This window comes from Coriobacteriia bacterium, from assembly GCA_013334745.1.
Taxonomy (GTDB): domain Bacteria; phylum Actinomycetota; class Coriobacteriia; order Anaerosomatales; family JAAXUF01; genus JAAXWY01.
Map to the genome: position 1 here is coordinate 1 of JAAXWY010000013.1, position 24,431 is coordinate 24,431.

Annotated in this window: 8 protein-coding genes; 3 read left to right on the plus strand and 5 right to left on the minus strand. The window is 64.1% G+C overall.

The genetic code is table 11. The features are described from left to right. Nucleotides 1-12,265, minus strand: a 12,265-nt coding sequence (locus HGB10_05095; protein ID NTU71178.1) for a cadherin-like domain-containing protein, incomplete at its 3' end; no start/stop codon positions are given. Between the two features lie 379 nt (nt 12,266-12,644). On the opposite strand from HGB10_05095, the gene HGB10_05100 reads away from it, so the two are divergent. Further along, nucleotides 12,645-13,394 carry a PAS domain S-box protein gene (locus HGB10_05100; protein NTU71179.1) on the plus strand — a complete coding sequence of 250 codons (750 nt, stop codon included), beginning with the start codon at nt 12,645-12,647 and terminating at the stop codon, nt 13,392-13,394. 34 nt (nt 13,395-13,428) lie between these two features. On the opposite strand, the gene HGB10_05105 is transcribed toward HGB10_05100, so the two are convergent. The 3 genes from HGB10_05105 to HGB10_05115 form a co-directional block, all read right to left on the minus strand. Then, nucleotides 13,429-14,760 carry a hypothetical protein gene (locus HGB10_05105; protein ID NTU71180.1) on the minus strand — a complete coding sequence of 444 codons (1,332 nt, stop codon included), beginning with the start codon at nt 14,758-14,760 and terminating at the stop codon, nt 13,429-13,431. Between the two features lie 195 nt (nt 14,761-14,955). Beyond that, nucleotides 14,956-18,804 (minus strand): hypothetical protein, encoded by a 3,849-nt coding sequence (locus HGB10_05110; GenBank protein ID NTU71181.1) that lies wholly within the window; start codon nt 18,802-18,804, stop codon nt 14,956-14,958. Nucleotides 18,805-18,843: 39 nt separating this feature from the next. Further along, the gene (locus HGB10_05115; protein ID NTU71182.1) at nt 18,844-19,587 is read right to left on the minus strand and encodes a hypothetical protein; all 744 of its coding nucleotides are present in this window, start codon (nt 19,585-19,587) and stop codon (nt 18,844-18,846) included. A 238-nt stretch (nt 19,588-19,825) separates the two neighbouring features. Here HGB10_05115 and HGB10_05120 point away from each other — a divergent pair, with 238 nt between their 5' ends. Beyond that, nucleotides 19,826-21,784 (plus strand): M13 family metallopeptidase, encoded by a 1,959-nt coding sequence (locus tag HGB10_05120; GenBank protein NTU71183.1) that lies wholly within the window; start codon nt 19,826-19,828, stop codon nt 21,782-21,784. A 39-nt stretch (nt 21,785-21,823) separates the two neighbouring features. On the opposite strand, the gene HGB10_05125 is transcribed toward HGB10_05120, so the two are convergent. Beyond that, entirely contained in the window at nt 21,824-23,494 is a 1,671-nt protein-coding gene (locus HGB10_05125; protein ID NTU71184.1) for a hypothetical protein, read from the minus strand. A gap of 198 nt (nt 23,495-23,692) precedes the next feature. Here HGB10_05125 and HGB10_05130 point away from each other — a divergent pair, with 198 nt between their 5' ends. Then, nucleotides 23,693-24,424 (plus strand): thymidylate synthase, encoded by a 732-nt coding sequence (locus HGB10_05130; protein ID NTU71185.1) that lies wholly within the window; start codon nt 23,693-23,695, stop codon nt 24,422-24,424. Nucleotides 24,425-24,431: the final 7 nt, after the last annotated feature.

Here is a 24,431-nt window from a genome sequence, read left to right on the forward strand (position 1 = left end):
GGTCGACCAGCGGCGTCAGGTCGTCTGAGAGCACCAGTCGCTCGCCGACGTGGTTGCGCACGACCTGCGCGTCCACGATCTTCTTGACGTGCTGGTAGTACTGCTCGAGGCCTTCAGCGAGCACACCATCGGCTGCACGCGTGAACCTGATGTGGTGATAGCCGTTGAGCACGCGCATCGCGTAGTGGCCGTTGGCGTCGGTGAAGACGCTTGCCTCCCACAGGTCGGTCGTGGAATCGAAGGCGGTGACCACGATGTGGTTCAGCCCGATGCCGCCGGCCGTGATCGTGCCCTCGATGGTCTCGAGGGTGCGCGGGGCGACAAGAAGAGTGACTGTCGCCGGCGATGTCCACTCACTGCCATCCGTAGCACGGTAGGTGAACGTGTCGGTACCGACGTAGTTCGTGTCCGGCGTGTAGGTGAAGCCACCATCGGCCGCAAGCGTCACGTGGCCGTGGCCAGCGTCAGCGACGATCTCGACACTCGTGACGGCCGAGTCGTTTGCCAGCACGCCCGGCGCCGTCACGGTGGTGACCTCATTGGCCTGCGCGGTGAAGGTATCGGGGTTCGATGCGAGGTCGATCTCGAAGGTCGCGGTGTAGGTCGCATCGGCCGTCACGTTGGTGTCGATGCGCGGGTTCGCCGTCGACTCATCGGACCACTTGACGAAGCGGTAGCCGGGGTCGGCCACTGCGCCGACCTCAGGTCCGTCTGTGCCGTAGTCGAGCGTCGGGCTCCATGCGGTAGTCGTGCCCTTTCCGTCGTCGATGAGACCGTGCTCCCCTGCCAGATAGGTCAGAGTCTGGGTGTTGATCTCGAAGTTGGCCGTGATGGTGCCGTCCTCGGTGACCGGACCCACGACGAGCGGGTTGGCCGTCGTCGTCTCGAAGGAACCCGTGCCGGTCCAGTTCACGAAGTGGTGGCCGACCGCCGGGTTGGCGGTGACTGCTGTAGCGTCGGAGCCATCAATCACCGACTGGGTCACCGTGCCGTCGAGCGAGCCGCCGTTGCCGGCAAGGAACGCCAGTGAGCGAGTGACTACGCCGGCGCCGATATTGATCCGATACGTCGCCGTGGTGCCGCCCAGTTCACTGCCGGACGCTCCACCGACCTGACGAATGTGGAAGTACCAGGTGGCGGCCTCCAGCGGGCCGATCTCGGCGTTGTAGGTCTTGTCCGAGCCGAACAAGCACATCATCGTGTCGCCGCTCCCGGGCACGACGACGTCGCTCAGCCCGTCTCCGTTGAAGTCGGATGCAGCGATGTCGGTCCATGACGCGTAACCGGCTGCAGTGGCGCCGGGCGCGAAGGTGCCGTCGCCGGTGCCGTAGTTCACCACGATCGTGCTTGCCATGCCACCGGAGGTCACGATGTCGGTCGTGTGGTCGCCGTTGAAATCACCAAGGACAAACTCGCTGTTTCCGGTACTCACCGTCTGCGAAAGCAACAGCCCATTCGTTCCGTCGCCGAGGAACACGTCGACCTTTGAACCTGAACCCGCCGCAACGTCTAGGTTGCCATCGTCATTGAAATCGCTTGCGATGAAGTCCCCGCCGTTCGTGAGCGTGTAGTCCACTGGCGTAGCGCCCGTGAACATGCCGTCCGCAGCCCCGTCGAGCACGAGCAGGTGGTTGTTCCAGACCGTGTCGTCGAGCGCACCGACGAGCAGCTCATCGCGACCGTCCTTGTCGAGGTCCGCACATCCGAGCTTGTCAGCGCTGACGCGCCCGGCCGGCAGCGTAGGCCGCTCGAGGGTACCGAAGGTGCCGTCACCGTTGCCGAGGTAGACGCCCACGCTCAAGGCGTAGCTGTCGCTGAACGCGAGATCAAGATGCGTGTCGTTGTTGAAGTCGCCGAGCGCAAGGCCGTACGTATTGCCCACAGCGAGCGTCTGCATCGCCTGGAAGCTGCCATCACCGTTGCCGAACATGATTCCGGCGTAGGTCAACCCATAGTTGTAGAAGACAAGGTCGAGATGGCCGTCCTCGTTCAGGTCGACAACATGGAGTTCACGCGGCACGGTGTTGGTCGTGTAGAGATGCTCAGGGGACGAGGCGCTGAATGTACCATCGCCCTGGTTCAGCTTGATGCCGATGCCGCCCGTGCTGCCGTTGTATCCCGTGGCCACGTCCTCGTGGCCGTCCTCGTTGAAGTCGCCGCTGCCAACGGCCGAGACCCACGAGTACAGATCTGCAGCCGAGTACGACGCGCTGTCCACCAACGGCATCGGCACGTTGATGGTGTCAGTCGTCAGATCCGGAGTGCCGTTCTGGTCTTGGTCGACCGAGTAGCTATACGAGCCGCCGCTGGCCAGATTCCAGTTCAGCCGCGCGATCGTGGTCTCGTAGGACTGGCCTTGATCGGGGTGGGTCGAGGACGTCAGCCCGGTGATGTCGCCCACGATGGTGACTGTGAACATCCGGTCCCAGCCGGAACTGTTGAACACAGCGTCCCACGCGTAGTAGCGGTACGTGTAGACGCCGGGAGCGGTTGGCAGATCGAACGTGGCGGACGATCCGTCCACCATCACCTCATCGCCGTCGATCGGCGTGTACCCGATACGGACGACGCCCGAGCACTCCGGAGCGTTGGGATCTGTCGCCACAAGCGAGACCTGAGGCGCCGAGCCGGAAGCATAGACGCCACCGTCCACCACTCCACCAAGCTCGATGGTCGGAGAGGTGCCGTCGATCCTGACAGGCACCGTCGAGACAGGGCCGCCCTGCTCCATGCTGACCTGGCGGACATGGAAGTACCAGGTACCGTCTGTGAGCTGGCCCACCCAAGCCTCAGCCGCATGCTCGGACGAGAGCAGGATGGCGAGTTCGTTGTTGCTGGTGGATGCTGCGAGGTCGTCCACGCCGTCGCCGTCAAGATCGGCTGCGACAACGCCGCGTCCGCCACTGTTGCCGTAGACGGTCTGAGGGTCGGCGAGTGTGCCGTCGCCGTTGCCGAGGAAGACCTGAACATCCGCATCTTCCTCGTCATTTGCCGCGGTGATGGCGTCGGGGTATCCGTCGCCGTTCACGTCGCCAAGCGTGAGCGCCTCCGACGAGTAGCGCATCGAGTACCAGCTCGTGCCGCCTTCGGTGAACTCGCCCGTACCGTTGTTCACGCAGACCGCAATCTGGCCGTCGTAGTCGGTCATGACGATATCGGGATGACCGTCGGCGTTCATGTCGCCGACACGCAGATCCTCGGCATACCCGTTCGGCACACCAACGAACGACATGTTCGCCTGGTCGAATCCGCCGTTGCCATCGCCGAGTGCGACGCACAGGCCGTTGCCTCTCGTCGAGAACGCGATATCGGTCTGGCCATCAGCATCGAAGTCGCCGGTGCCGATCGCACAGTAGACCGATGCGTCGCTCGGCGGCGTCTTGTCACTGCGGTTAGAGAAGTCGCCGTTTCCGTCGTTGAGCAGCACCGTGAATGTGGGCTCGTCGTTCGGGGCGATCGCGAGATCGATCGACCCGTTGCGGTCGAAGTCGCCGCTGGTGATCCCATACGGGTGCGCCACACAATCGAAGCGTGTCTCGCTGCCAAACGTGCCGTCTCCAATGCCCGGCAACACGCTGATGCTGCCTGGATCGCCACCGACGGTATCGTCGTACTTGTTCGTCACCGCGAGATCGAGATGCCCGTCGCCATCGAGGTCGTCTGCAACGGCCTCTGTGGGCGAGTCGCCAACGAAGTACTCGGCGGCCGGTGTCGTCTCAAACGAACCGTCGCCGTCGTTGAGCAGTACGCTCACCGACGAACTGCCGCGATTCACCACGACCAGGTCCAGGGCGCCGTCCTCGTTGAAATCACCGTACGTGACGCGACGCGGAGTGTCGCCCACTTCGTAGGTGTGTGCGGCGCCGAACAGGGTCGGTCCCTCGATGTCATCGCCGGCGAGATCGGGCTCACCGGCCGGATTCTGATCGATCGAGTACGAGTACTGCGCACCCGTGATCGCCGTCCACTGGAACTGCGGCCACTGGTTGTTGTACCACGCACCCGGGTCGGGATGACTCGAGGAGACGAGCCCGGTGATTGGCCCGATGATCGTGACGGTGAAGCTGCCGGTGTCGCTCGCGTTGCCCGCAAGGTCATAGGCGCGGTACTGATAGGTGAAGCTGCCCGAGAGGGCGGTCAGGATGTCGATCGTGGCGGTGTCACCCTCGACCTGTGTCCACGCTCCCGTGCCGACACGCCACTCGATGCGGTCCACGCCGGCCCCGCTGTCGCTGGCGGTGATGACCGCCTGCTGTGCGGTGCTGTAGGCGCCGCCATCGGTGACACCGGACATCTCGACCGTGGGTCCGCCGGAGTCGATCTTGACCTGCATGGATGTCGTAGTGCCGCCCACACCACCCAAGACCGGCCGAATGTTGAAGTTGTAGATGCCGTCGTCCAACGGACCGAACTCCGCGAGTGACGCGGGCGCCTGGCCGTAGTACACGTTCAGCCTGCTCACGTTTCGCGAGGTGGCATCGTCCCAGCCGGCGCCGACATTCGCCACGTCTACGTAGCCGTCGTGGTTGAAGTCAGCGGTTGCGATGTCGTAGTTGTTGTTGGTGGTGTTGGCGATTCGCTCGCCCTCATCGAACACGGGGGTCGATCCCGTGTTGCGCTGGGTCAAGATGAAACTCGAGTACGACGAGGTATGCACAAGGTCGTTGCGACCATCCCCGTTGATGTCGTCTACAGCAAGGCCCCACGCGTCATCGAACGGCTGCGTGTAGACGTCTTCATCGAATCCTTCGCCGTTGTTCCACAGCAACCCGGCTTCGGTGCCGTCGTCGGTGTCGGTCACAATGTCGATCTGACCGTCGCCGTTGAGGTCGGCCGACGCGATGTCAGCGGACCTCGGCACGTAGTACTCGGACGTGTCGTACGTCCCCGGCTCAGCGGTCGACATCGCCACGCACACGCCGGTGCCCCAGGAGTTGTACATGGAGTCGAAGCCGTCGTAGGTCGCTGCCACATCATCGCGTCCGTCGTCGTCGAAGTCGGCGACCGTGACGCGACCAGAGCCGAGGTAGGTCAGCGGGATGGAGTTCGGCGCGCCGAACCAACCGGCGCCATCGTTGACGAGGGTCGCGAACTCCCAACCTGCGTCACCGGCCATGACAAGATCCGGCCAGGTGTCGCCGTTGAAGTCGCCTGTCTTCATCTCCATGACAGACGGTAGACCGGTGACCGTATCGTCCAGCACGAAGCCGCCCTCGCCGTCCCCGACGTAGAGCCCGACGATACCCTCGGTGTTGCTGCCTACCGCAAGGTCGACGCTGCCGTCCTTGTTGAAGTCGGCCGCAACGATGCCCGATGGGTACGGCATAGATGCGATGTCGGGCTGATAGGTGTCGAAATGACCCGCGCCGTCGTTGATGCGGACCGAGATCCTGTCGTCGTACGTGTTGGTGAAGGCCACATCTTCGAAGCCGTCACTATTGAAGTCACCCGTCGTCATGTACCGGGCGCTGCTGCCCAGTTCGAAGTCCATCGTGGTGACCGGCCTCGCGAGCATCGTCGAGAGCGCCTTGCCGCCGCGCATCGTGAGGATGCCGAACTCCCAGTCACCGGTGTTGTCGTTGTAGTGCTCGTAATCGCCAGCGACGTCCGCATAGCCGTCGCCGCTGAAGTCGCCGACGGCCACCCCGTTGCCGGAGAAGCCGGCCGAGTCGAAATCGGTCCTGTCCGAGAAGTCGCCGCCGTTGTTGGCGTACACGGAGACCACAGCGTTGTTGTTGTTCGAGGTCACGATGTCGGGCTGGCCGTCGCCGTTGACGTCACCGAGCGCGACATCGACGTCGCCGTCAGAATGGGCCGCAAACTGCCGGATATCGTCGCCGTTGAACATGCCGGGCTCGAGCTCGCTGTTGAAGTACACGGTGAGCTTGTTGCTGTTGCTGTCCGTCGCGACGATATCAGTCGTTCCGTCGTCGTTCAGATCGCTCGAGACGAGGTTGTAGGCGTAGTTCTCGTAGTCGTACATGACCGACTGCGCGAACGAACTGTCGCCCTGGTTCCGACGAATTTCGATGCCTTCCCAAATGCTGGCGGCGAAGTCCGTCGCTCCGTCGTTGTCGAAGTCGCCGACGGTCACACCACCCATGGAGCCGTTGTCGAGGGCAATCACGTCATAGGCGTCTTCACGGTTGTATGCGGTGAAGCCGAACGCGCCGTCGCCATACATGACGCCAACGTAGTACTCGCCGTCGGTGCCGACCACGAGATCGAGGTTACCGTCGTCGTCGAAATCGCCGGCGCCGATCTGCCTGGGGCCGTAGCCTGTATCAGCGTCATCGCGACGAGTGAAGCCGCCCAGGCCGTCACCCTCGAAGATTCCTATGGCGTCTTGGTTTGAGAGCGAGACCAGCACGTCGAGGTTGCCGTCCTTGTCGACATCGGCCACCGCGAGGCCGGTCACGCTGGTGCCGATATCGAACTCCTGCTCGGCATCGAAGCCACCGGAGCCGTTGTTGAGGCGAAGGTACATGCAGTCGGTGCCGGAGTTGAGCCACAGCAGGTCGAGATGTCCGTCGTTGTTGATGTCTGCGAACTCGGTGTCGGCGGCGTACTGATGGCCGGGGAGCAGGCTGGGCTGCGAAAGAATCCCGCGCGTAAACGCATCGCCGATGAGATCAGGCGTGGATCCGGCCGCTGTGGTGATCTCGAAGGAGAAGTCCATCCCGGGGATCTGGTCCCAGGCGAAGCCGGGTCGGTTGCTGTTGTACCAGGTGTTGGGATCAGGGTGCGTCAGGGACTTCAGCCCGGTAGCCGAATCGACGAGCAGGAACGTTGTCATGCCGCCCGTTGTGAGGCCGGCGTTGTCAGTCGCCCCCCAGTTGTAGGTATAGGAACCAGGCGTCGTCGGCAGCAGCACCGTAGCCGTGTCGCCTTCCACGGTGATTTCGCCGTCAGGTCCGCCCACGAGTTCGTAGCTGACCGACGCGATACCGGAGCAGTCCGGCGCATTGGGATCCGTGGCCACGATTCGGCCCAGGGCCCCTTCTGCGGCGATGTAGGTGCCGCCGTCAGCCATGCCCTCGAGCGATACCGTCGGGTACGCGGTATCGACGTGGAAGGGCACGACCGTTACGGGTCCACCAGAGTCGTTGGATCCTACCGCGCGTACCTTGAAGTAGTTGGTACCGTCGGGGGCGGAGCCGAAGTAGTGCAGCGGATTGTCCATCTTGTACCAGTAGAGTTCAGACGTTGAGGCGTTCGAGATCATCAGCTCGACGGTCGCATTGCCGTCGAGGTCGCTTACTGCGATCTGCGAAGCTTGCGGCGTCCAGAGGGTGTCCGCGAATTCGAAACCACTGCTCGGGTTTCCAGCGACGACGCGGACACTGCCGTACACCGAGTTCACGTAGACGATCTCATTGGCGCCGTCACCGTTGACATCGGCGATCTTCGCGTCAGTGAGCCCGGGGTCGGAAGCCATGTTTATCGGATGCAGCGAGCTAAACCCTGAACCACTGGCAATCACGTAAGGCGGCAGGTAGTAGAAGCCGGTCGTCGACCACACGAAGATGTCGTCCTTGTCGTCCCCGTCGATATCGCCCGACACCATTCCTCGGGTCAGGTAGTCGTAGAGAACGATCTCGTTTGAAAGTTCAAAGGTGCCGCCGGCGTTGAGATAGATCCGCACGCGGTAGTCACCGCAGCCGATTGCGAAGTCCGGCAAGCCGTCGCCGTTGTAGTCACCGAAGGTAGCGCCGCAGACGCCGCCAGTGGCAGCAATAGCGTGGTACTCGGCGGGGCCGAAGGTGCCATCCCCCGCGCCAGACAGGATCGTGTAGCCGCCGTCAAGGCTGACGAGCAGCAGATCAGGGGTGCCGTCCGTGGTGAAGTCCGCGCACTTGATGTCTACGGAGTATGAGCTGCCCGCGAGATAGTGAACGCCCGACGCTAACCCGCCCGCCCCGTCGTTGAGGAACACGAGCAGGTCAGGCGACTCTTCCGTCCCGGCACTCGCAACGTCGGTCCAACCGTCATCGTTGAAGTCGCCCGACGTGAGCAGCGACATCGCATCGAATCCGGTGTCGGCCGCCGAGTAAAGCTGCTCTGCTCCAAAGCTCGCGTCACCGTTGCCGATCTGCACGCCGATACGGTTCTCGGCCGAGTCGGCGGTGACTATGTCGTCAACGCCGTCGTTGCTCACGTCGACGAGCAGGAACTTGGCCGGGTTGCCGGTGGCCGCGATGGTGCCTGCCTCAATGAGGTAGCGATCGGTCGGGTCGGCAGTGGTATCGAGCGTGTCGGTGGCCGGGTCGGAACTGACCTCGTGCGAGTAAGCGTGAGCACCGAGGAGATTGTCCCAATAGCCGACGAGGTTCGTGTTCCACGTCCACTGGTCAGGTGCGAGCCCATCGACGTTCGCGCCGGAGATTTCGCCGAAGATGGTCACGCTGAACCGGAACGACCGCACGTTGCCCGCGATGTCGCGTGCCTGGAAGTCATAGCGGTAGAACCCCGGCTCGCTCGGAACGGTGATGTCTACCGCTGCGTCAGCCTCGTCTGCCCATGGCTCGCCCACAGCGCGCCACTTGAAGTCGCGAAGGCCTGAGCCTGAGTCGAGTGCGCTCACTGCAAGGGTCGGAGCGCTCTCGGGCAGGAAGCCTTCGCCGTCGACGGCACCGCTGATGGTGACCGTCGGGTCATTGGCGTCGACACGAACGCGATGGGTCGTGACCGGACCGGCCGTCGCGCCGCGGACACCGCGGACATGGAAGTAGTGCTCGCCGTCGGCTACTCCTGTGAAGCCCACTCTCGCGCCGTCGCTCAGAAGCGAGGCGAAGCCGCCGTAGTACCACGGCGACGCGACCACGTCCGTACGCCCATCGTTGTTGCAGTCGAACGCTGCCACGATCTTGTCGGTGAGGGACCACTGCCGCAGACCAGCCCAAGCGTCGGGGAAGTTGCCGAGGCCGTCGTTCGCAAGGACCTTGAAGTAGCCCCCCTGTGTGATACCGATGTCGAGCGCAGCGTCGTTGTTGAAGTCCTCGAGCACCAAGGTGCTCACACTGCCGTTCCCATCGCCGACGGTTGCCGCCGACCCCAGCCCGGACGCTGAGCCCTCAAGCACCCGCAGGACCGAGCCATTGTTGCGGTTGCAGGCGACGTCGAGGTAGCCGTCGCCATTCAGGTCGCCGACTGCCCAGCACTCGACCACATCCACGGTGCCCTGCACCGGGACGTCATCGGCGGATGCGTACGTCGGGAACACGCCGGTACCGTCGTTAAGGAACAGGCTGACATTCCTATTGTCCGGCGACGCGAGGAAAACGTCCTGATCGCCGTCACCCTCGAAGTCACCCGTGAGGGCCCTGTAGTCCGCCGCTGGCGCCTGATACTCCACGGCCTCGTCGAACGTGCCGTTGCCGTTGCCGAAGAAGATCTCGTACTTGGCGTTGTTTCCTGCGGCTGCGACGAAATCGAGGTGCCCGTCGCCGTTGAAGTCCGCGGCCTGCGCGTCGTGCATGACCCGGGCGCCAAATATCTGCCTCTTCGTATAGGACGCACCGTTGCCGTTGTTCTGATAGAGGGTCCAGTACGTGTCGAAGCCGCCATACAAGAAGTCATCGATTCCGTCTTCGTTGAAGTCGCCGACGCACAGAGACCCGCTGTTCCCGTTGTAGTCGGAGTACGCAAGATAGAAGGTCCCGTCACCGCTGCCGTGCATCGTCTTGACGCTGCCGCTGTCGTAGACGATGTCGCCGATGCCGTCGTTGTTGAAGTCGCCGTGCTGTACCTCGCCATGCTGGAACTCGGCACCGGCGCTCATCGACGTGAGCGTGTAGCCGAGCGGAAGCGGGTCGGGGCTGGCGTTCAGCTCTCCGCCATCCGGTGAGTCGTTGAGGTCGTAGGAGACAGCGTTCGCGCCTCCGGATAGATCCCACGTGAACCTGACGTCGTTGGATCGATACCAGCGGTCCTCATCGGGGTTGGTCGGAGAGGCGAAGTTGGTCACAGCGCCGACGATCCGCACGTGGAAGTGTCCTGTCCCGACGTTTCCCGCGTTGTCGGTCATCCGGTAGTCGTACTGATACGCTCCATCGTCAGTCGGCATGGGGATGGAAACCGAGCTGCTCTCTCCACCACTCCACTGCACGTCTGTCGTCCGCATCCACTCCAGCATCGCGACACCCGAGTTTGCGTCGCTCGTCGTGAGGTTTGCGACCGCGCCTTCAGTCGACGCGTAGATCCCGCCGTCGGTGACGCCGGTTAGCTCCATCGTTGGCGGGGTCGTGTCGATGCGAACCGCGCGGTCCACCTCGGCGCCCGCAGAACCGAGCGAATCGATCTGGCGGACATGGAAGTAGTGCACGCCGTCGCCGACCGGCCCCGTGAGGGCCAGCGGACCGCGCCGCGCGATCTCGATGTAGCCTCGATTGGTGCCGAGCCCCGCGTCCGGCTCACCGATTATCGAGGAGACGATCTCGTCGATGCCGTCACCGTTCGTATCGGCGATAGCGAAGCCGGCCGCCGAGATGGCGCCCGTGCCGCTGTGGATTGGGCCGAAACTGCCTGAGGCGTTGTTCAGGAAGACATGCACGCCCTTGGTCATCACGTTCCAGTCGAGAATCGCGAGGTCTGAGTAGCCGTCGCGGTTGAAGTCCGAGACGGAAATCCGCGTGAGGTAGTTGCTGGATGTGGTGAACTGCGACCACATGCCGAGCGACCCGGTGCCGTCTCCCAGATAGCGCTGCGCGCCACCCATGGACGACCACGAGCCGTCGCCGGCCCATGCGCTCACGACATCAAGATGGCCGTCGCGATCGATGTCGAGCACTGCGACGTCGCTGGTGCCGGTGCCGGAAGGAACTGCCCCGCCGGTCGACCAGGTGCCGTCGGCGTTCCAGCGGCTGATTCGGACGCAGTTGCCGCTGTAGTCAGCCGTGACGATGTCCTTGCGACCGTCCTCGTTCATGTCGCCGGTGTCGAACCGCATGATGTTGAAGCCGAGGGCGTCGGTGCTGCTCGGCGCATTGAACGTCGCGTCACCATTGCCCGTGAACACATGCACGCGCTCGTGATCCTGCGTGACGATGTCGAGCGTGCCGTCGTTGTCCATGTCGACCAGTTCGACCTGCCCAAGCTGATCGAAGAGCGGCACCGAAACCCCGGCGCCCTCGGTGAACGTACCGTCCTGATCGCTCGTCAGCACCACCACGCGGGGCGGTACTGAGTTCATGTCCGATACGGCGATGTCGTTCCATCCGTCTTCGTTGACGTCACCGATGGCCACGCCGCCGAGCGGGTTCGATCCCGTCGTGCCTGAAAGCTGGATCGCCTGCATCGGCTCGAAGGAATCCGAGCCGGATGAGAACAGGATGCCGACCCTGCGTTGACCTTCCTGGATGACTCCCACGAAGTCCGGACGCCCGTCGTTGTTCAGGTCGCCGGACTCCATCTGTGTGAGGTACCCGTAGTCGGTCCAGCTCGCGACTTCACTTCGGGTCGGGAAACTCACTGAGAGGGAGTCGATCGTGGAGTCGAGAGTCCCGCTTCCGCCATCTTGGTTGAGCACCCACGAGTAGCCGGGGGCAGCTGAAGTCATGTCCCACGAGAAGGTCGGCGTCGTATTGCGAGACCAGAACGACTCGCTCGGGTGGGACTCGGAACGCAGGTTCTGGATGTAGGTGGGATCGGCCTCGAAGATAGCCGTCGCCGTGATGTCTGACCACACGTCGACGTCCGTACGGGGGTTGTTCTCGAACTCGTCCGACCACCGAGCGAAGACGAAGCCCGGATCGGGGACGGCCTCGACCGTCGAGCCGCTCGAGCCTTCATCGACGAACTGCAGCGCTTCGCCTGAGATGGTCCCCCCGTCACCGGCAAAGTACGTGAGCGCGTACTGGATGGGCGGATCCCCGCCACCGGGATCTCCGCCACCCGGATCGACCCATTCGAACTGAGCCGTCACGTCCATGTCGCCCGTCAAGCCACTGTCTTGGCGCGGATTTGCCGTGGTCCCGTCATCCCACTGGACGAAGACGTAGTCGGCGTAAGGAATCGCCTCGACCGGGCTTCCGACGTCCTCGCCGCTGAGGGTCTGTGGACTCTCCCCCGAGATGTAGCCGCCGATAGGATCAGCGTAGTAGTTGATTGTGTACGACGGTGCCGCCAGCGCAATCGTCACCCCTAGTGCGGTGATCGCGATTGCCAGCATCGCTCCGAAGAGCAGCGCCTTCCTGCGTCGCGGTGATGCCACCGCCGTCGCACTCAGAGCACTGCGCGTGCGATGCCAAATGCTTCTCCGCACCATGACCACTCCTCCGTTGAGGCTGGTGCAGCCCGGCACGCGCAGAGGCAGGTGTCTGGCATACACCAAGCGGGCAGAACGAAAGCGGCATCGTCCCCTTACGATGTCGCGCGTGACTTCGTTCCGCTTTTCCCTTCGTAGGGTGTATGCGCATCGGAGGTAGTCAATGTGCTCGAATCAGCACTAATTCACACAACGGATGTCTCCAACGGTGTGAGTTTGAGGATAAGTGGTCGCTTGGGCGCGGCGCAGGCCAGCGACTCCGCTGCGACCAGCGGCAGATATCGCCGACGAACGGCAGGTTTCGCGGTCGAGTCCGGCCAGACGTCGCGCGAATACGAGGATACTGAATCAGAAGCGGTCGCTCACAGACGAGGCACACATGGCCAAGAGACCAGAAGACAAGCTCCTGAAGATCCTGCAGCACGTCCCCGTACCCATCGTCATCGCGAGTCCGTTCACGGGCAAGATCCTCTGGGTGAACCCGCCGCTCGTGGCTATGTACGGGTCCGAGAGCGAAGCCGAGATCGTCGGAAGCAGTCTGCTCGACTTCATTCAGGCACCGCAGCTGGCCAAGGCGCTGGCGGACCTCGCGCGAGTGGCCACCGGCGATAGCCCCGCCCCTGTCACGTATGAGCTTCGGAAGCACACGGGGGAGTTCGCGGCAGGCCAGGTCTCCTCGATCCCGATGTTCCTCGATAGTCAGCCCGCGATGCTCTCATTCGTCACTGACGTCTCAGAGCGCGAGTGGACGGTGCGCCAACTCGCCGAGAGCGAGGACCGATACCGCTCGCTGCTTGCCAACCTCACAAGCGGCGTGGTCGTCGAGGCGATCGACGGCACCATCCAGTATGCGAACGAAGCGCTGGCAACCGCACTAGGCGTTTCGAGCAACACAGATCTCGTCGGACGCATGATGCGGGACTTCATCTGCGAGAGCGAGCGGGACAACGTGGAACAGGCACGAAGAACCGTGCTCGACACCGGCGTGAGGCACCCCGCCGGCGTGATGCGTCTGTTCACAGAGAGTGGCGAGCAGCTGCCGACGACGGCGTCGACCACGCGCATCCTGTGGGACGGCGCACTCGCGACTCAGACGGTCATGCACGACATCGGGATGAACTGCGACTAGACCGAACTGTGACGACTCGCGCTCGCCAGCCTCGCTACTGCGGGTAGAAGTTGAGGCGCGAGCGCCTGATGACCCCGCCGGCGGTGGTGCTCGCCGCGACATAGATGCTCTTGCCCTTTGGTGCCGCGCCCACATTGACAGTGGAACGCGCGATCCCATCGGAAGCAGTGTAGGCGTACTCAACGAGATCCCCGGCTGGGAAGCTCCACACGAACCGGACGCGGAGGCCCTTGACCCGGCGCCCGGAGGAGCTCACGCACCTCGCGCGAGCGGTGACGTTGGTGTTGCGCTTGGGCTTGCGATTGGAGAGCGTCGTCTTGAACCCGCCAAGCCCGTCGCGAAGGACCGGGGTGGTGACAAACCAGCGACTCGGAGATGTCACCGTCTGCTCGGCGGATCTGGTGTTCGCGCTCACCCAGAACTGCGTGAAGAGCGGCTGGCTGCCGGTGTCCTGGACGCTGTGCACTCGGCCGTCGGAGTCGGTGAACCTGGTGTCTTTGCGGGCGCCGTTCGCGAACTGCCAGATGAAGACGACCTTCACCGCGCGCAGCGGGTTGCCCGCAGCATCAACGACGCGCGCGTCGATCCGAGCGTTGCGGTGTTGCCCCGCGTACTGGCGGTACGTCACGAACTCCGACCACTCGGCAGCCGCACTGGCCTGCCCCGCACCGGATGGAACGGCGGCGATCATATCGGCCAGCCCGTTCACCGCCTGGCTCAGACATACGCGGGTCACGGCCTGTATCTGTGAGTTGCCGATACCACCGTGCTTCCAGTTGTTCACGATCGTCGGCAGTTGAGCATGGACGACCTCGGCGGACTTGATTGTCATGAGCCGCACGTCGGTCGGCTTGCGCCTGGCACGCGGCACCAGCATCGCCGTCTGGCTCTTCAGGTGCGCCAGCGACTCGATCTCTTCGTACGGCGTGTGCATGTAGCTGAACGTGGAGACGGGCGACGTGGTGTGGAAGGGCTGGCACACGTCCGCGTAGTAGTGAGAGAGCCTGCCCATGATCGCGCTCGCGCGCGTGGTGTCGCCGGCCTCGTAGGCCTTGATCGCGGCGGTATACAGCTCGCCGACCTGATAGGGCGCGCCGCCGATGCCGCGATCGGTCTGGAAACCGTGGTCGGTTCGATCGGACTCGTCGTAGTCCGGATCGTTGCTCGCCAGAATCGCCTCGTCGACGTCGAACCACGCGGGGCTGCCGGCGGCGACGTAGGCCTGCCACACCGCCCAGTCGTGGGCGCCCCATCGCCGGTCATCGAGACTGTCTTCGCCACCGTTGCCCCAGCCAAACGCAGCGGAGGGCAGAAGCGCCGTCGCGACGAGCGCACACATGAGGAGCATGGTGAAGCGGTGCTTCATGCGCGGTGTCTCCTGAAGCTGAACGGTCGCGAGTAAAGGGCGTGGCGTTACGTCGATGATCGCTCCTGGTCGGAGCCTGGCGGCATCATACCAGCAGCGTGTGTGATATCCATCACACTTCAGGCTCCGCCGAGTACGCAGACGGGGCCCGACATCGCGCCGGGCCCCGCCATACTTCGTCCTTGACCGGACCCGCTACGGGGTCAGGCTCCACGTCAGTCCGAGGCTGCCACCATTCGTAACGGTGACCACATCGGCGAGCGTGATGTTGCTCTTGCGCTGGTAGTACTGGGTCAGCGACGACGGAGTGGTGCCCGTCGCACGCAGCTTATAGGAGCCACCGGAGGCCAACGTCATCGAGAACTGCCCCGAGGCGTTCGTGAAGACGCTCTTCACATACGAGCCCCCACTGGTGAATGCAGTGACGACCACCCTGTTTTGCGGGGTGCCGTTCGCAGTCACGGTGCCGGTGATCGTCGTCGATGCCGGCGGGGCCGGCGGCGCCAGATCGCTCGAGACCGTGAGTGTCGAGTCTTGCGTCACGGTGACCACCGAGGCACTCGTGATCGTCGACGCGTGGTCGTAGTACTGCTGCAGGCTCGACGGAGTGATGTTGGTGAATCGCAGGTGGTACGTGCCAGGTGCAAGCCCGGTCATGGTGTAGCGGCCGGTCGCATCAGTGAACACGCCCTTGACCGAGGTGTCGGTGGTCGCATTGAACGCGGTCACCACGGCCCGATTGATTGGGACCGCATTGTTCGTGATTACTCCGGTCACGGTGCCGGAACGGGCTGGGGTGGTGGCTTCGGCGGAAGCTCCGGTCGCCGACTCACCGCCCGCGTTGTACGCGAACACGGTGTAGATGTAGTGCGTCGCCCCGGCGACATTGGTGTCGATGAAGCTCTCACCGGCAACCGTCCGCAGCTTGGGGCCAAGCTGGCCAACCGTCGTCGACCGGTAGACGTTGTAGCCGGCAGGAGAGCCGGTGGCCGCGCCCCACGCAAGGTTGACCTGCGTGAAGCCGACAGGCGTCGCGGTCAGGGCGCCCGGCGCGCTCGGCGGATCGATCGGCGTCTGAGCCATCACGATCGGCGTTGCCCAACCGGACGCGCCGGCGACGTTGTACGACGCGATGCGGTAGTTGTACATGCTGGACGGATCGGCACTCGTGTCGGTCCACGACGCCGCGCCCCACGTGGTCAACAGACCGCACTCTGCACTCGTTGGGACACCGACGGGAGCCCACGCGGTGAGTGAGCCGTCGGCATTGACCGTCTGCCGCTCGATGAGGAAGCCGGTCTCGTTATCCGCGATATCGTCCCAGGTCAGCGTGACCGTACGCGAGGTCGTGCCAAAGACCTTGGGGTTCATCGGCGTCATGGGCAGGTCGACCGGCGTCTGCGCGTCAACGACGTTGGAGAGCGTCGAGCCCGCGGAGTTGTACGCCGCCACCTTGTAGCCGTAGGTCTTGGCCACGTTGAGCGCCTCATGCGTGAATGTGTTGACAGCACCGTCGACGAGCGCGATTCGATCCCACGAAGCGGTGTCCTCACTCACCCCGTAGCGCACCCAGACCTCGTAGCCGTCAGCGCCTTCGACCGGGTTCCAGTCGAGCTGCAAAGCGAACGGGTTGCCGATCGTCTGGCCGAGAATGAGGTTCCCCGGAGGGCTGCTCACGGTTATCTCGGGCGGAGTCGGCGGGGTGATGACCCCACTACGAGCGACATCGAACGTGTACGGTGCGCCCATACCTGTCTTGAGCCACGCCGCGTAGGCGAGCCCGCCCCAGTTGTCCTCGAGTGCAGCGCCGTCGAGATCCGTCGTGTTCGCGAAGTCGAGGGCAGGGTTCTCGGACAGGTAGTTGGGAATGTTGGGGTAGTTGCCCGAGAGGAGACTCGGCGGACCCTGCGGCCTCGGTGACGAAGCCGGCTGATCGTCCTTGAGCATCTCCATGAACTCACGGGTCTGGGACTGGTACTGCATCTTCGCGACAGCAGCGAGCTGCTGCCCTGGCGTGGAGGTGAAGCGATACGTGAGCGTGTCGACATTGGATGCGAAACGCGTCATGTCGGTGTAGGGAGTCACGCCCGTCTTCACGAGCTCGTCGGTGTAGTTGATGAACTTCACGCCAGCGGCCTCATAGGCTGCCGACTCGAAGCCCGACGGTGGGATGCGGTTGTCGAACACGACCACGGGGTTGAGCAGGTCGGGTGACTCGATGTACTCGCCATCGAGATCCACATCGGAACCGGTGACCTTCTCATAGATCATGGCTTCATCAGCCGAGGTGATCGTCGTTGAAGTGGCGCGGCTGTCGACAAGGACCGCCGTGGAATCGTTGTACTCGCCGGACTCGAACTTCGACACGCCCTCGGTGTCGATCACGTTGAGATAGACCCACATCCGACGACCGTCGGGATAGCCGCTCGGCACACGGTGGCCGGTGTTGTTGGTGACCGTGACTTTGACCTCATAGGTGCCTGGCGACACCTCAACCGGAATGCTCGCGTCGATGCTGACCGCTTCGCGCATGGAGAGCTGCGTATTGCGCGTGGTGCGGTCCCACATGCTGGAACGATCCGACATCATGCCCGGGAACAGGCGTGTGTCGCCGCCCGTCGGGGCGCCGACGACCTCGAGATCGACCTCGGGGTAGAGCACCTTCATCATCTGCGGTAGGTGCATGTTGGCGCCTGCGAACTTATGGAATGCGGTACCACCGTCGGGGTTGCGGTCCTTTCCGTACGGGAAGTAGCCCGTGAAGAGCGGGTCCGGGTTCAGCGCCACCGGTGCGGCGTCACTGTACTCGTGCTTCATCTTGGGCATGTGGCAGTCCTGGCAGCGCTTGTCGCCACCGACCACCGCGAGCGAGGCGTCGGTCTTGCCGACGGTGCCGTCGCTGTTCAGGTCCTTGCCCCAGTCGCTGTACTTCCACTCGGTGTACGTGCGCTGCTCGGGCATGCCCGTACCGATCGGCACGGTGAGTTCATGGCATGCGCCACAGAACTCGCTTGAGGACTGGTAGTCGGCCTTCACGGTCGGGTGTTCGATGGAGATCGACTGCGCGTTGTAATCCTTCTGACCCAACTCGTTGCGCGGAACGTCTGCCGGCTCCTCGAACACCGGAGCGATCGAGCCATCGGGGTTATACGCGTACTCCTGGCCGAGCGAGTTGTACTTGGGCAGGCCAAGAGCGATTCGCTTGCTGTCAGTCAGCATCTTGGCTGCAGCCGGCCAACCCGCGGGGTACACGGAGTAGATCTGGCCGGTGTAGCTCGTTCCGGCATTCGGCGCCTCGCCGTAGGTCGTCTCAACCGAGCCGCCGCGCGGGCCACCGTACGTCATGCCGTCCATGTACTGCAGCGTCGCATCGCCGAGAGGATCGCCGGCCGATGGGCCCTGCGGGTACGGGGTGCCACTGTGCGGCCAGTCGTAGACGCCACCCAGCAGATTGAACGCGGCATCTGTCGACGGGAACGACGAGCCGGGGACCGTGTTCATAGTGGCGCCGCCGATAACGCGATGGCACGCCTCGCACAAGATCCCCTCGTCGTCGGTGGAGAGCAGGATGCTGTGCATCATGGTGCCGCCTTGCGCGTCACCATTGAGCTTGGGGTTGAAGCGGCCCGACTGCCACCCGTTGGGGCTGTGACACCGGAAACACAGGTTACCGGCACCGGGAACGGCGTCGTTGACGATGAGCTCATTGGCCCGGAAGATCGGATCTCGGGCCGCCGAAGCCATGTTGGTCCCGGCCCAGTTGCCGCCGTGCCCGACGTTCTGGTCAACCGAGCCACCGTGGCACGCGAGGCAGGTGACCGCGAACTCGAACACGTTGTACGGGGCCGGGAATGTGATGTTGCCCAGCTCCTGCTCCTGCGTGCCGGGCATCGGCATCGCACTTCTGCTGGGACTGGGCGGCGTCTTCGACGGGACATCCGCGAATGCCGGCGTCACGCTGAATACCAGCGCGAACACCAGCGCAAGGGACGTCGCGCGACGCAAGACACGCCTCTTGCCCCTTGATCGACTGTAGGTGGTCATGTCGGTCCCTCCCCTTCCGTGGTGCCGGTGCGGGCTTGCTTACTGTGCGATCGGAAGCCACAGCGTCCCCTCGAACGCTGCGGTTCCCGAGTAGACCCCCGTGCGGGCGGTGATGGCGCCAGGTGCGTAGGCGCCAAGCAGCGCAAGATCGGCTTGAACCGTGTCTTCCGAAGCGAGCATCTCGTGCGTGGAGTACGCCGAGAGCGTCCCCTTGAGTGCGGGCGGCCCGCCATTCGCGTCGGTGCCTGGCACCAAACGCCACGACCCCCGGAGGTAGTACGTGCCGGGCGTGGTCCCTACAGGCGCATCGTCAGAAGCGGTGAACTGGGAGAGGCTGACCGTGAAGCGAGCCGTCTCGCCTTGCTCGGAGGTAGCGACCGCTTCAAACACCCGGTCGTGGACAAGCTCCCCCTCCGAGGAATCAGCGGTCGTTCCCTTCGCGCGCACACGCGCGCTCGATAGTTTCCATGCCGTCAGGTTCGCCGTGGCCGCAGTCGAGTGAGCGGGAAGTGCGACCGCCTGAATCGGCTGACTGGCCAAGAGGCGCGGCGTGAGCCGGTCAACGAGAGACCGCACCGGCTGTGTGTCGGGCACGGTCGCGGCGAGCTCGACTGTGCTCGCGCTCTCTCGACCGCCCAGACCCGGCTGATCAACCGACCGCGCGCGGGGGCCGCTCGCGAGATTCATGGAGTGGAATCCGGCCGCAATCAGCAGCACGCCCGCTATCACCGCAACGGCGATGTAGCGCCCAGCCCCCCTGATTGTCCTGGCACTCTGCCTCACGCGGCACCCCATCCCACACACCATCGCGCGGATGCCGACAGAGCCGAGGGCCCCAATTCCCCTCGGTATGGACGCGACCGGCATCGCGATAGTTGGTTGGATACCCCGAATTTCGCTTACGCTAACCATCGGCAACATCACCCGCTCACTACCATCGCTTGCCATCTCTCATCGGGTGATGGCGGCTACACTCTTCTCGGATGTGCTCATTGTCGTGACGACTGATCGGAGCTTTCTGGTGACCCCGAATTCGCGACCCATCGACCCAGCCAACTTCGACCCCGCAGTCCCCGCCGCCGATGACTTCTTCCGCCACGTCAACGGCGGCTGGCTCGACGCCCATCCGGTGCCCGCCGAGTACGGCGCTTACGGTGCATTCCACGAGGTCAGCGAACGCAACCAGGAGCTTCAACACGAGATCTTCAAGCGTGTGGCGGAGGCCGCGGATGCGAGCGACTCGGCAAGCCGCATGGTGGGCGACTACTACGCCGCTGCAATGGACGAGAGCGCTATCGAGCGGGCCGGCGTAACACCGCTTGAGCCGTGGCTTGCCCGCATCGGCGCAGCACACGATCTGTCGGCGGTTCGTGTCGTCACGCGGGACCTCGCCAAGACCGGCATCAGCGCGTTCTTCTCGGCGGGCGTGGCCCCTGACTTCGAGAACTCCATGTCCTACCTGGTCTACCTCGGCCAGGGCGGTCTTGGCCTGCCGGAACGGGACTACTACCTTCGCGACGACGAGCGCTCGTCGGCCCTTCGCGCCGCATACGCCGCACATATCGAGCGGCAGTTCGTGAACCTCGGGGAAGACGAGGCGAGCGCCGCGCAGATCGCGGCTCGGATCGTCGCGTTCGAGACGCGCCTGGCCGAAGCGTCCTACCCCGCCGAGAAGATGCGTGACGTGACGCTGACGCTCAACCGCGTCGACGCATCGGCGCTCGACGGGTTCATGCCGGGCTTCGGGCTCTCGGGCTTCACGGCTGAGCTCGGCAACACCCTGCCAACCGTCTGCGTCGACAACCCGGGATTCTTCGAGGCGCTTGAGCCCACACTCGCCGAGACTCCCGTCGAGACGCTGCGAGACTACCTGCGATGGAATCTCGTGCGCGCGTGCGCGGGAACACTGAGTGCGGCCTTCGTCGATGAGGCGTTCGACTTCTACGGGCGCACTCTCGGTGGGCAGCAGGAGCAGCGACCTCGGTGGAAGCGCGTGCTCGATGCCGCTGGTGCCGATATCGGCGAGCAGGTCGCCCAGCTCTACGTGGCAGAGGCGTTCTCGGAGGATGCGAAGCACCGGTGCGAGGCGATGGTGGAGCACCTGTTCTCGGCGATGGGCGGAGCGATTCGGGGCGCGGAGTGGATGAGCGCGACGACCAAGGAGCGGGCGCTCGCCAAGCTCGCAGGATTCTCGTACAAGATCGGCTATCCCGATACCTGGCGCGACTACTCCAGGCTCTCGATCACGCGCGACTCCTACGCGGCGAACCGACTGGCCGCTTCGCGGTTCGAGTTCGAGCGGGAGATGGACCGACTCGAGGAGCCGGTCGATTCAGCGGAGTGGGCCATGCCCGCTCATCAGATCAACGCCTACTATCACCCGCTCCTCAACGAGATCGTGTTCCCTGCCGGCATTCTGCAGCCGCCGTTCTTCCATGCCGACGCCGACGACGCGGTGAACTACGGTGCGATCGGGGCCGTTATCGGGCACGAGATCACCCACGGCTTCGACGATCAGGGCAGCCACTTCGACGAGAACGGCTCGCTGAGGGACTGGTGGAGCGAGACCGACCGAACCGAGTTCGATCGCCGCGCCGCCGTGCTCGTCGCCCAGGCCGATGAGTACGAGGTCGCCGACGAGCTGCACCTCAATGGGCGGCTCACGCTTGGCGAGAACATCGCTGATCTGGGCGGTCTATCCGTCTCACTCGCTGCACTTCGTGAAGCCGGCGGGCTGACGGCTGAGCCGATCGATGGTTTCACGCCTCTCCAGCGCTTCTTCCTGTCATGGGCCACGGTCTGGCGCACGAACTACACCGCCGAGTACGCGCGCCTGCTCGTCAACGTCGATCCGCACTCGCCAGCGCGCTACCGAGTCAACGCGCCCCTGCGCAACACACCGGCGTTCCTCGAGGCGTTCTCGATCAAGCCCGGGTCGCGGATGGCATTGCCGGCCGAGGACCGAGCACACATCTGGTAGGCGTTACCGCCTGAGCCCGCCTTACGACCGGGCGACGCGTCAGTGCACCGTCACTGTGTTCGAGAGCGGGCCCTGCGTCGAGGCGTGCCACGTGCTGGCTGCAGAGACCGCGCGGAACTTCCACTTACCGGTCTGGGTGAGTTTGATGCGGCGCGAGTAGCGCCAACGAAGCGGATCGAGCGTGACGGAGGTGAAACCTTTCGAGCGGTATCTGCCGCGCTCGTAGCGCAGTCGCTCGATGCGATACGTCTCGGCGCCGCGGAGCATCTGGTGGGAGCCTGCGACGGTGACGTACTTGTTGCGCGCGATCCGCGTGGCGGAGACCGTCGGCTTCGAGAACCCCTGGCGCACATTGACGGCAATCGGGGCGCTCATACCCGATACGTGCCGGGCGGCGGTGGGAATCGGTCCGGCCGCGCCCCTGTAGACGGCGCGATAACGTGCCGAGACCGTAAGCTGCGGGCTTGTCCACGAATACGCGCCAGACGCGCTTGTCGGTGTCGCCGTACCGGTTATCGACGTCCAGTTCGAGCCGCCGTCATGCGACGCCTCGAATGTGACGACGCCCCCCGCGACCGGCAGTTCCTCGTCCGTGACAACGCCTTGGAGTACGACCGCGGCGCCGTAGTTCGCCGTGGGGACTGCGGCAAGCGTCACCGCTGGTGCAAGCACGCGGCCCACGAGGAGGTCGTTGCCGCCGGTACTAGGCGCCGCGACGGCGAGCCGCCCGCCGGAGTACGCGACCGCCGTGACCGAGGCGTAGCTGCCAAGCCCTATCGCTGAGTACGTACCTGCGCCCGGGTTGTAGAGCGAGAACGGGGACAGCACTAGGATGTTTGGGCCGGCCAGCGCCCCGTGCGATACGCCGGACAGCGCGACGGAGCGATTCGTTCGCTCCTCGTAGCGTTCGAGCGCCGGAGCACTCGGAACCGATACAAGCAGGTACTGACCGTCGAAGTCCTCGAGTGATGTCCGCGTCTCGACCGGCCCTCTGCCATATGGGGTCTCGGCATCGGGGAGCCATGTGTACATGTCGATACGGCCCGCTCCCTCAATCGTTGGCACCCCGAGGAACGCGAGAGCTGTTCCATGGACGCGCGGCGCCAACCGGGCGCCGGCGGGTACGTTCGTCCTGCCGAGAGAGTCGGCGATGTCGTCGTTGGACACGATGACGCGCGCTGCGGTGCTGGTACCCAAGTCGCGTTCCCATATCTCGGGCTGGGCCGTGGCGATTCGTGAGGCCCACACGACGCGGTCACCCCAGACATCGGGCTGCCCCAGATCACTGTCATTTCCGATGCGGTAGGGCGAGATGACAGCGTCGCTTCCGGTCTTGATGTTGTAGGCATGAATCGCCCACGCCGAGCTGGTCGCGGGGTTGTTGTCGTGATCGTTATGCACGCCAACGTAGACGATCGTGTTGCCGTGGATCGCAGGCGATAACGCTGAATCGCAGGTACCCGTGATCGTGGTGGTGGCATCCATCGCCGGGTCGTACCACACGATCGAAGTGCCGACCCGATATGCGACGACGCCCGTATCGGAGACGTCGATGTCCTGCGCGGAACCGTGCATTGCGGCGTGGCGGACTGACGTGAGCTGGGCGGTGCTCTTGACGCTGGGCGTCACCGCAGCAGACGCGGCTGTCGCCGTTGCGACGAGCAGGCCAACCAGCACAAGATACGTTGCCACGCGATGCCGACAAAACATCGGACGCCTCCCTTGTCCACCTATGGGTAGCCGCTGCGCGCCCCATCGCACTGCGGCAGCTCTACGACGTGTATCGTCACGCCCAGCCGATCGGTTGAGCGCTGAGGACATACCATGCGATTTCGGACCCAGCCAACGGGCACTGTCTCGAGCACACATCTGGTAGTGTCGGCGGCAGGCGACTTGGGGAGGTCGAACATGGAGCAAAACGAGCTTCTGCCCGTCCAGATCACCGCGCGCGATCTCGATGACGCATGGTTCCAGGTCATCGACGCGATCATGACGCACGGCTACCGCTACGAAGTCGAACGCGGCAGCTACGAAGGTACCGACCGCATCGAGCTCGACTTCGCGACCGTCCACATCAAGGATCCGGGCAACGGCCCGCTGCTGCCCATCATCCCCGACGGTCTGGGCATCCCTCCCCTCGCCGATGAGGACTACGTGAAGTGTGAGTACTTCCCCGGCTACCTGCTCAACGACAAGTTGCAGGCCAACGAGGAGTACACCTACGGCCAGCGCATCATGTGGCCGGTCACCGACGACCTACTCGGCCTGACGCTGCCGCAGATCGACTGGGCGGTACGGATGCTGCGCGACTCGGGCGGCAACACGAACCAGGCCACCATCGAGATCGGCCGTCCCGAAGACATCGCGGTGCACGACAATCAGGGCATCGGCTACGACCCGCCCTGCATGCGCTTGATCGACTGCCGGGTGCGCTACGGCAAGCTGCACCTCATCGTCTACTTCCGCAGCTGGGACGCGTGGGGCGGCTTCCCCGTGAACATGGCCGGACTCGAGCTGCTGAAGCAGTGGATGGCCAGCGAGATCGGTGTCGGCTCAGGCAGCCTCATCGGCGTGTCGAAGGGGCTGCATCTTTACGGGCATGTCGAGGAGATCGCGAGGATCCGAACGCATAAGAAGTAGCGGACCG

Excerpts from the sequence above, each read along its gene's own strand:
- HGB10_05100 (NTU71179.1), top strand. The coding sequence starts at position 12,645 with ATGGCCAAGAGACCAGAAGACAAGCTCCTGAAGATCCTGCAGCACGTC.
- HGB10_05105 (NTU71180.1), bottom strand. The coding sequence starts at position 14,760 with ATGAAGCACCGCTTCACCATGCTCCTCATGTGTGCGCTCGTCGCGACG.
- HGB10_05110 (NTU71181.1), bottom strand. The coding sequence starts at position 18,804 with ATGACCACCTACAGTCGATCAAGGGGCAAGAGGCGTGTCTTGCGTCGC.
- HGB10_05125 (NTU71184.1), bottom strand. The coding sequence starts at position 23,494 with ATGTTTTGTCGGCATCGCGTGGCAACGTATCTTGTGCTGGTTGGCCTG.
- HGB10_05130 (NTU71185.1), top strand. The coding sequence starts at position 23,693 with ATGGAGCAAAACGAGCTTCTGCCCGTCCAGATCACCGCGCGCGATCTC.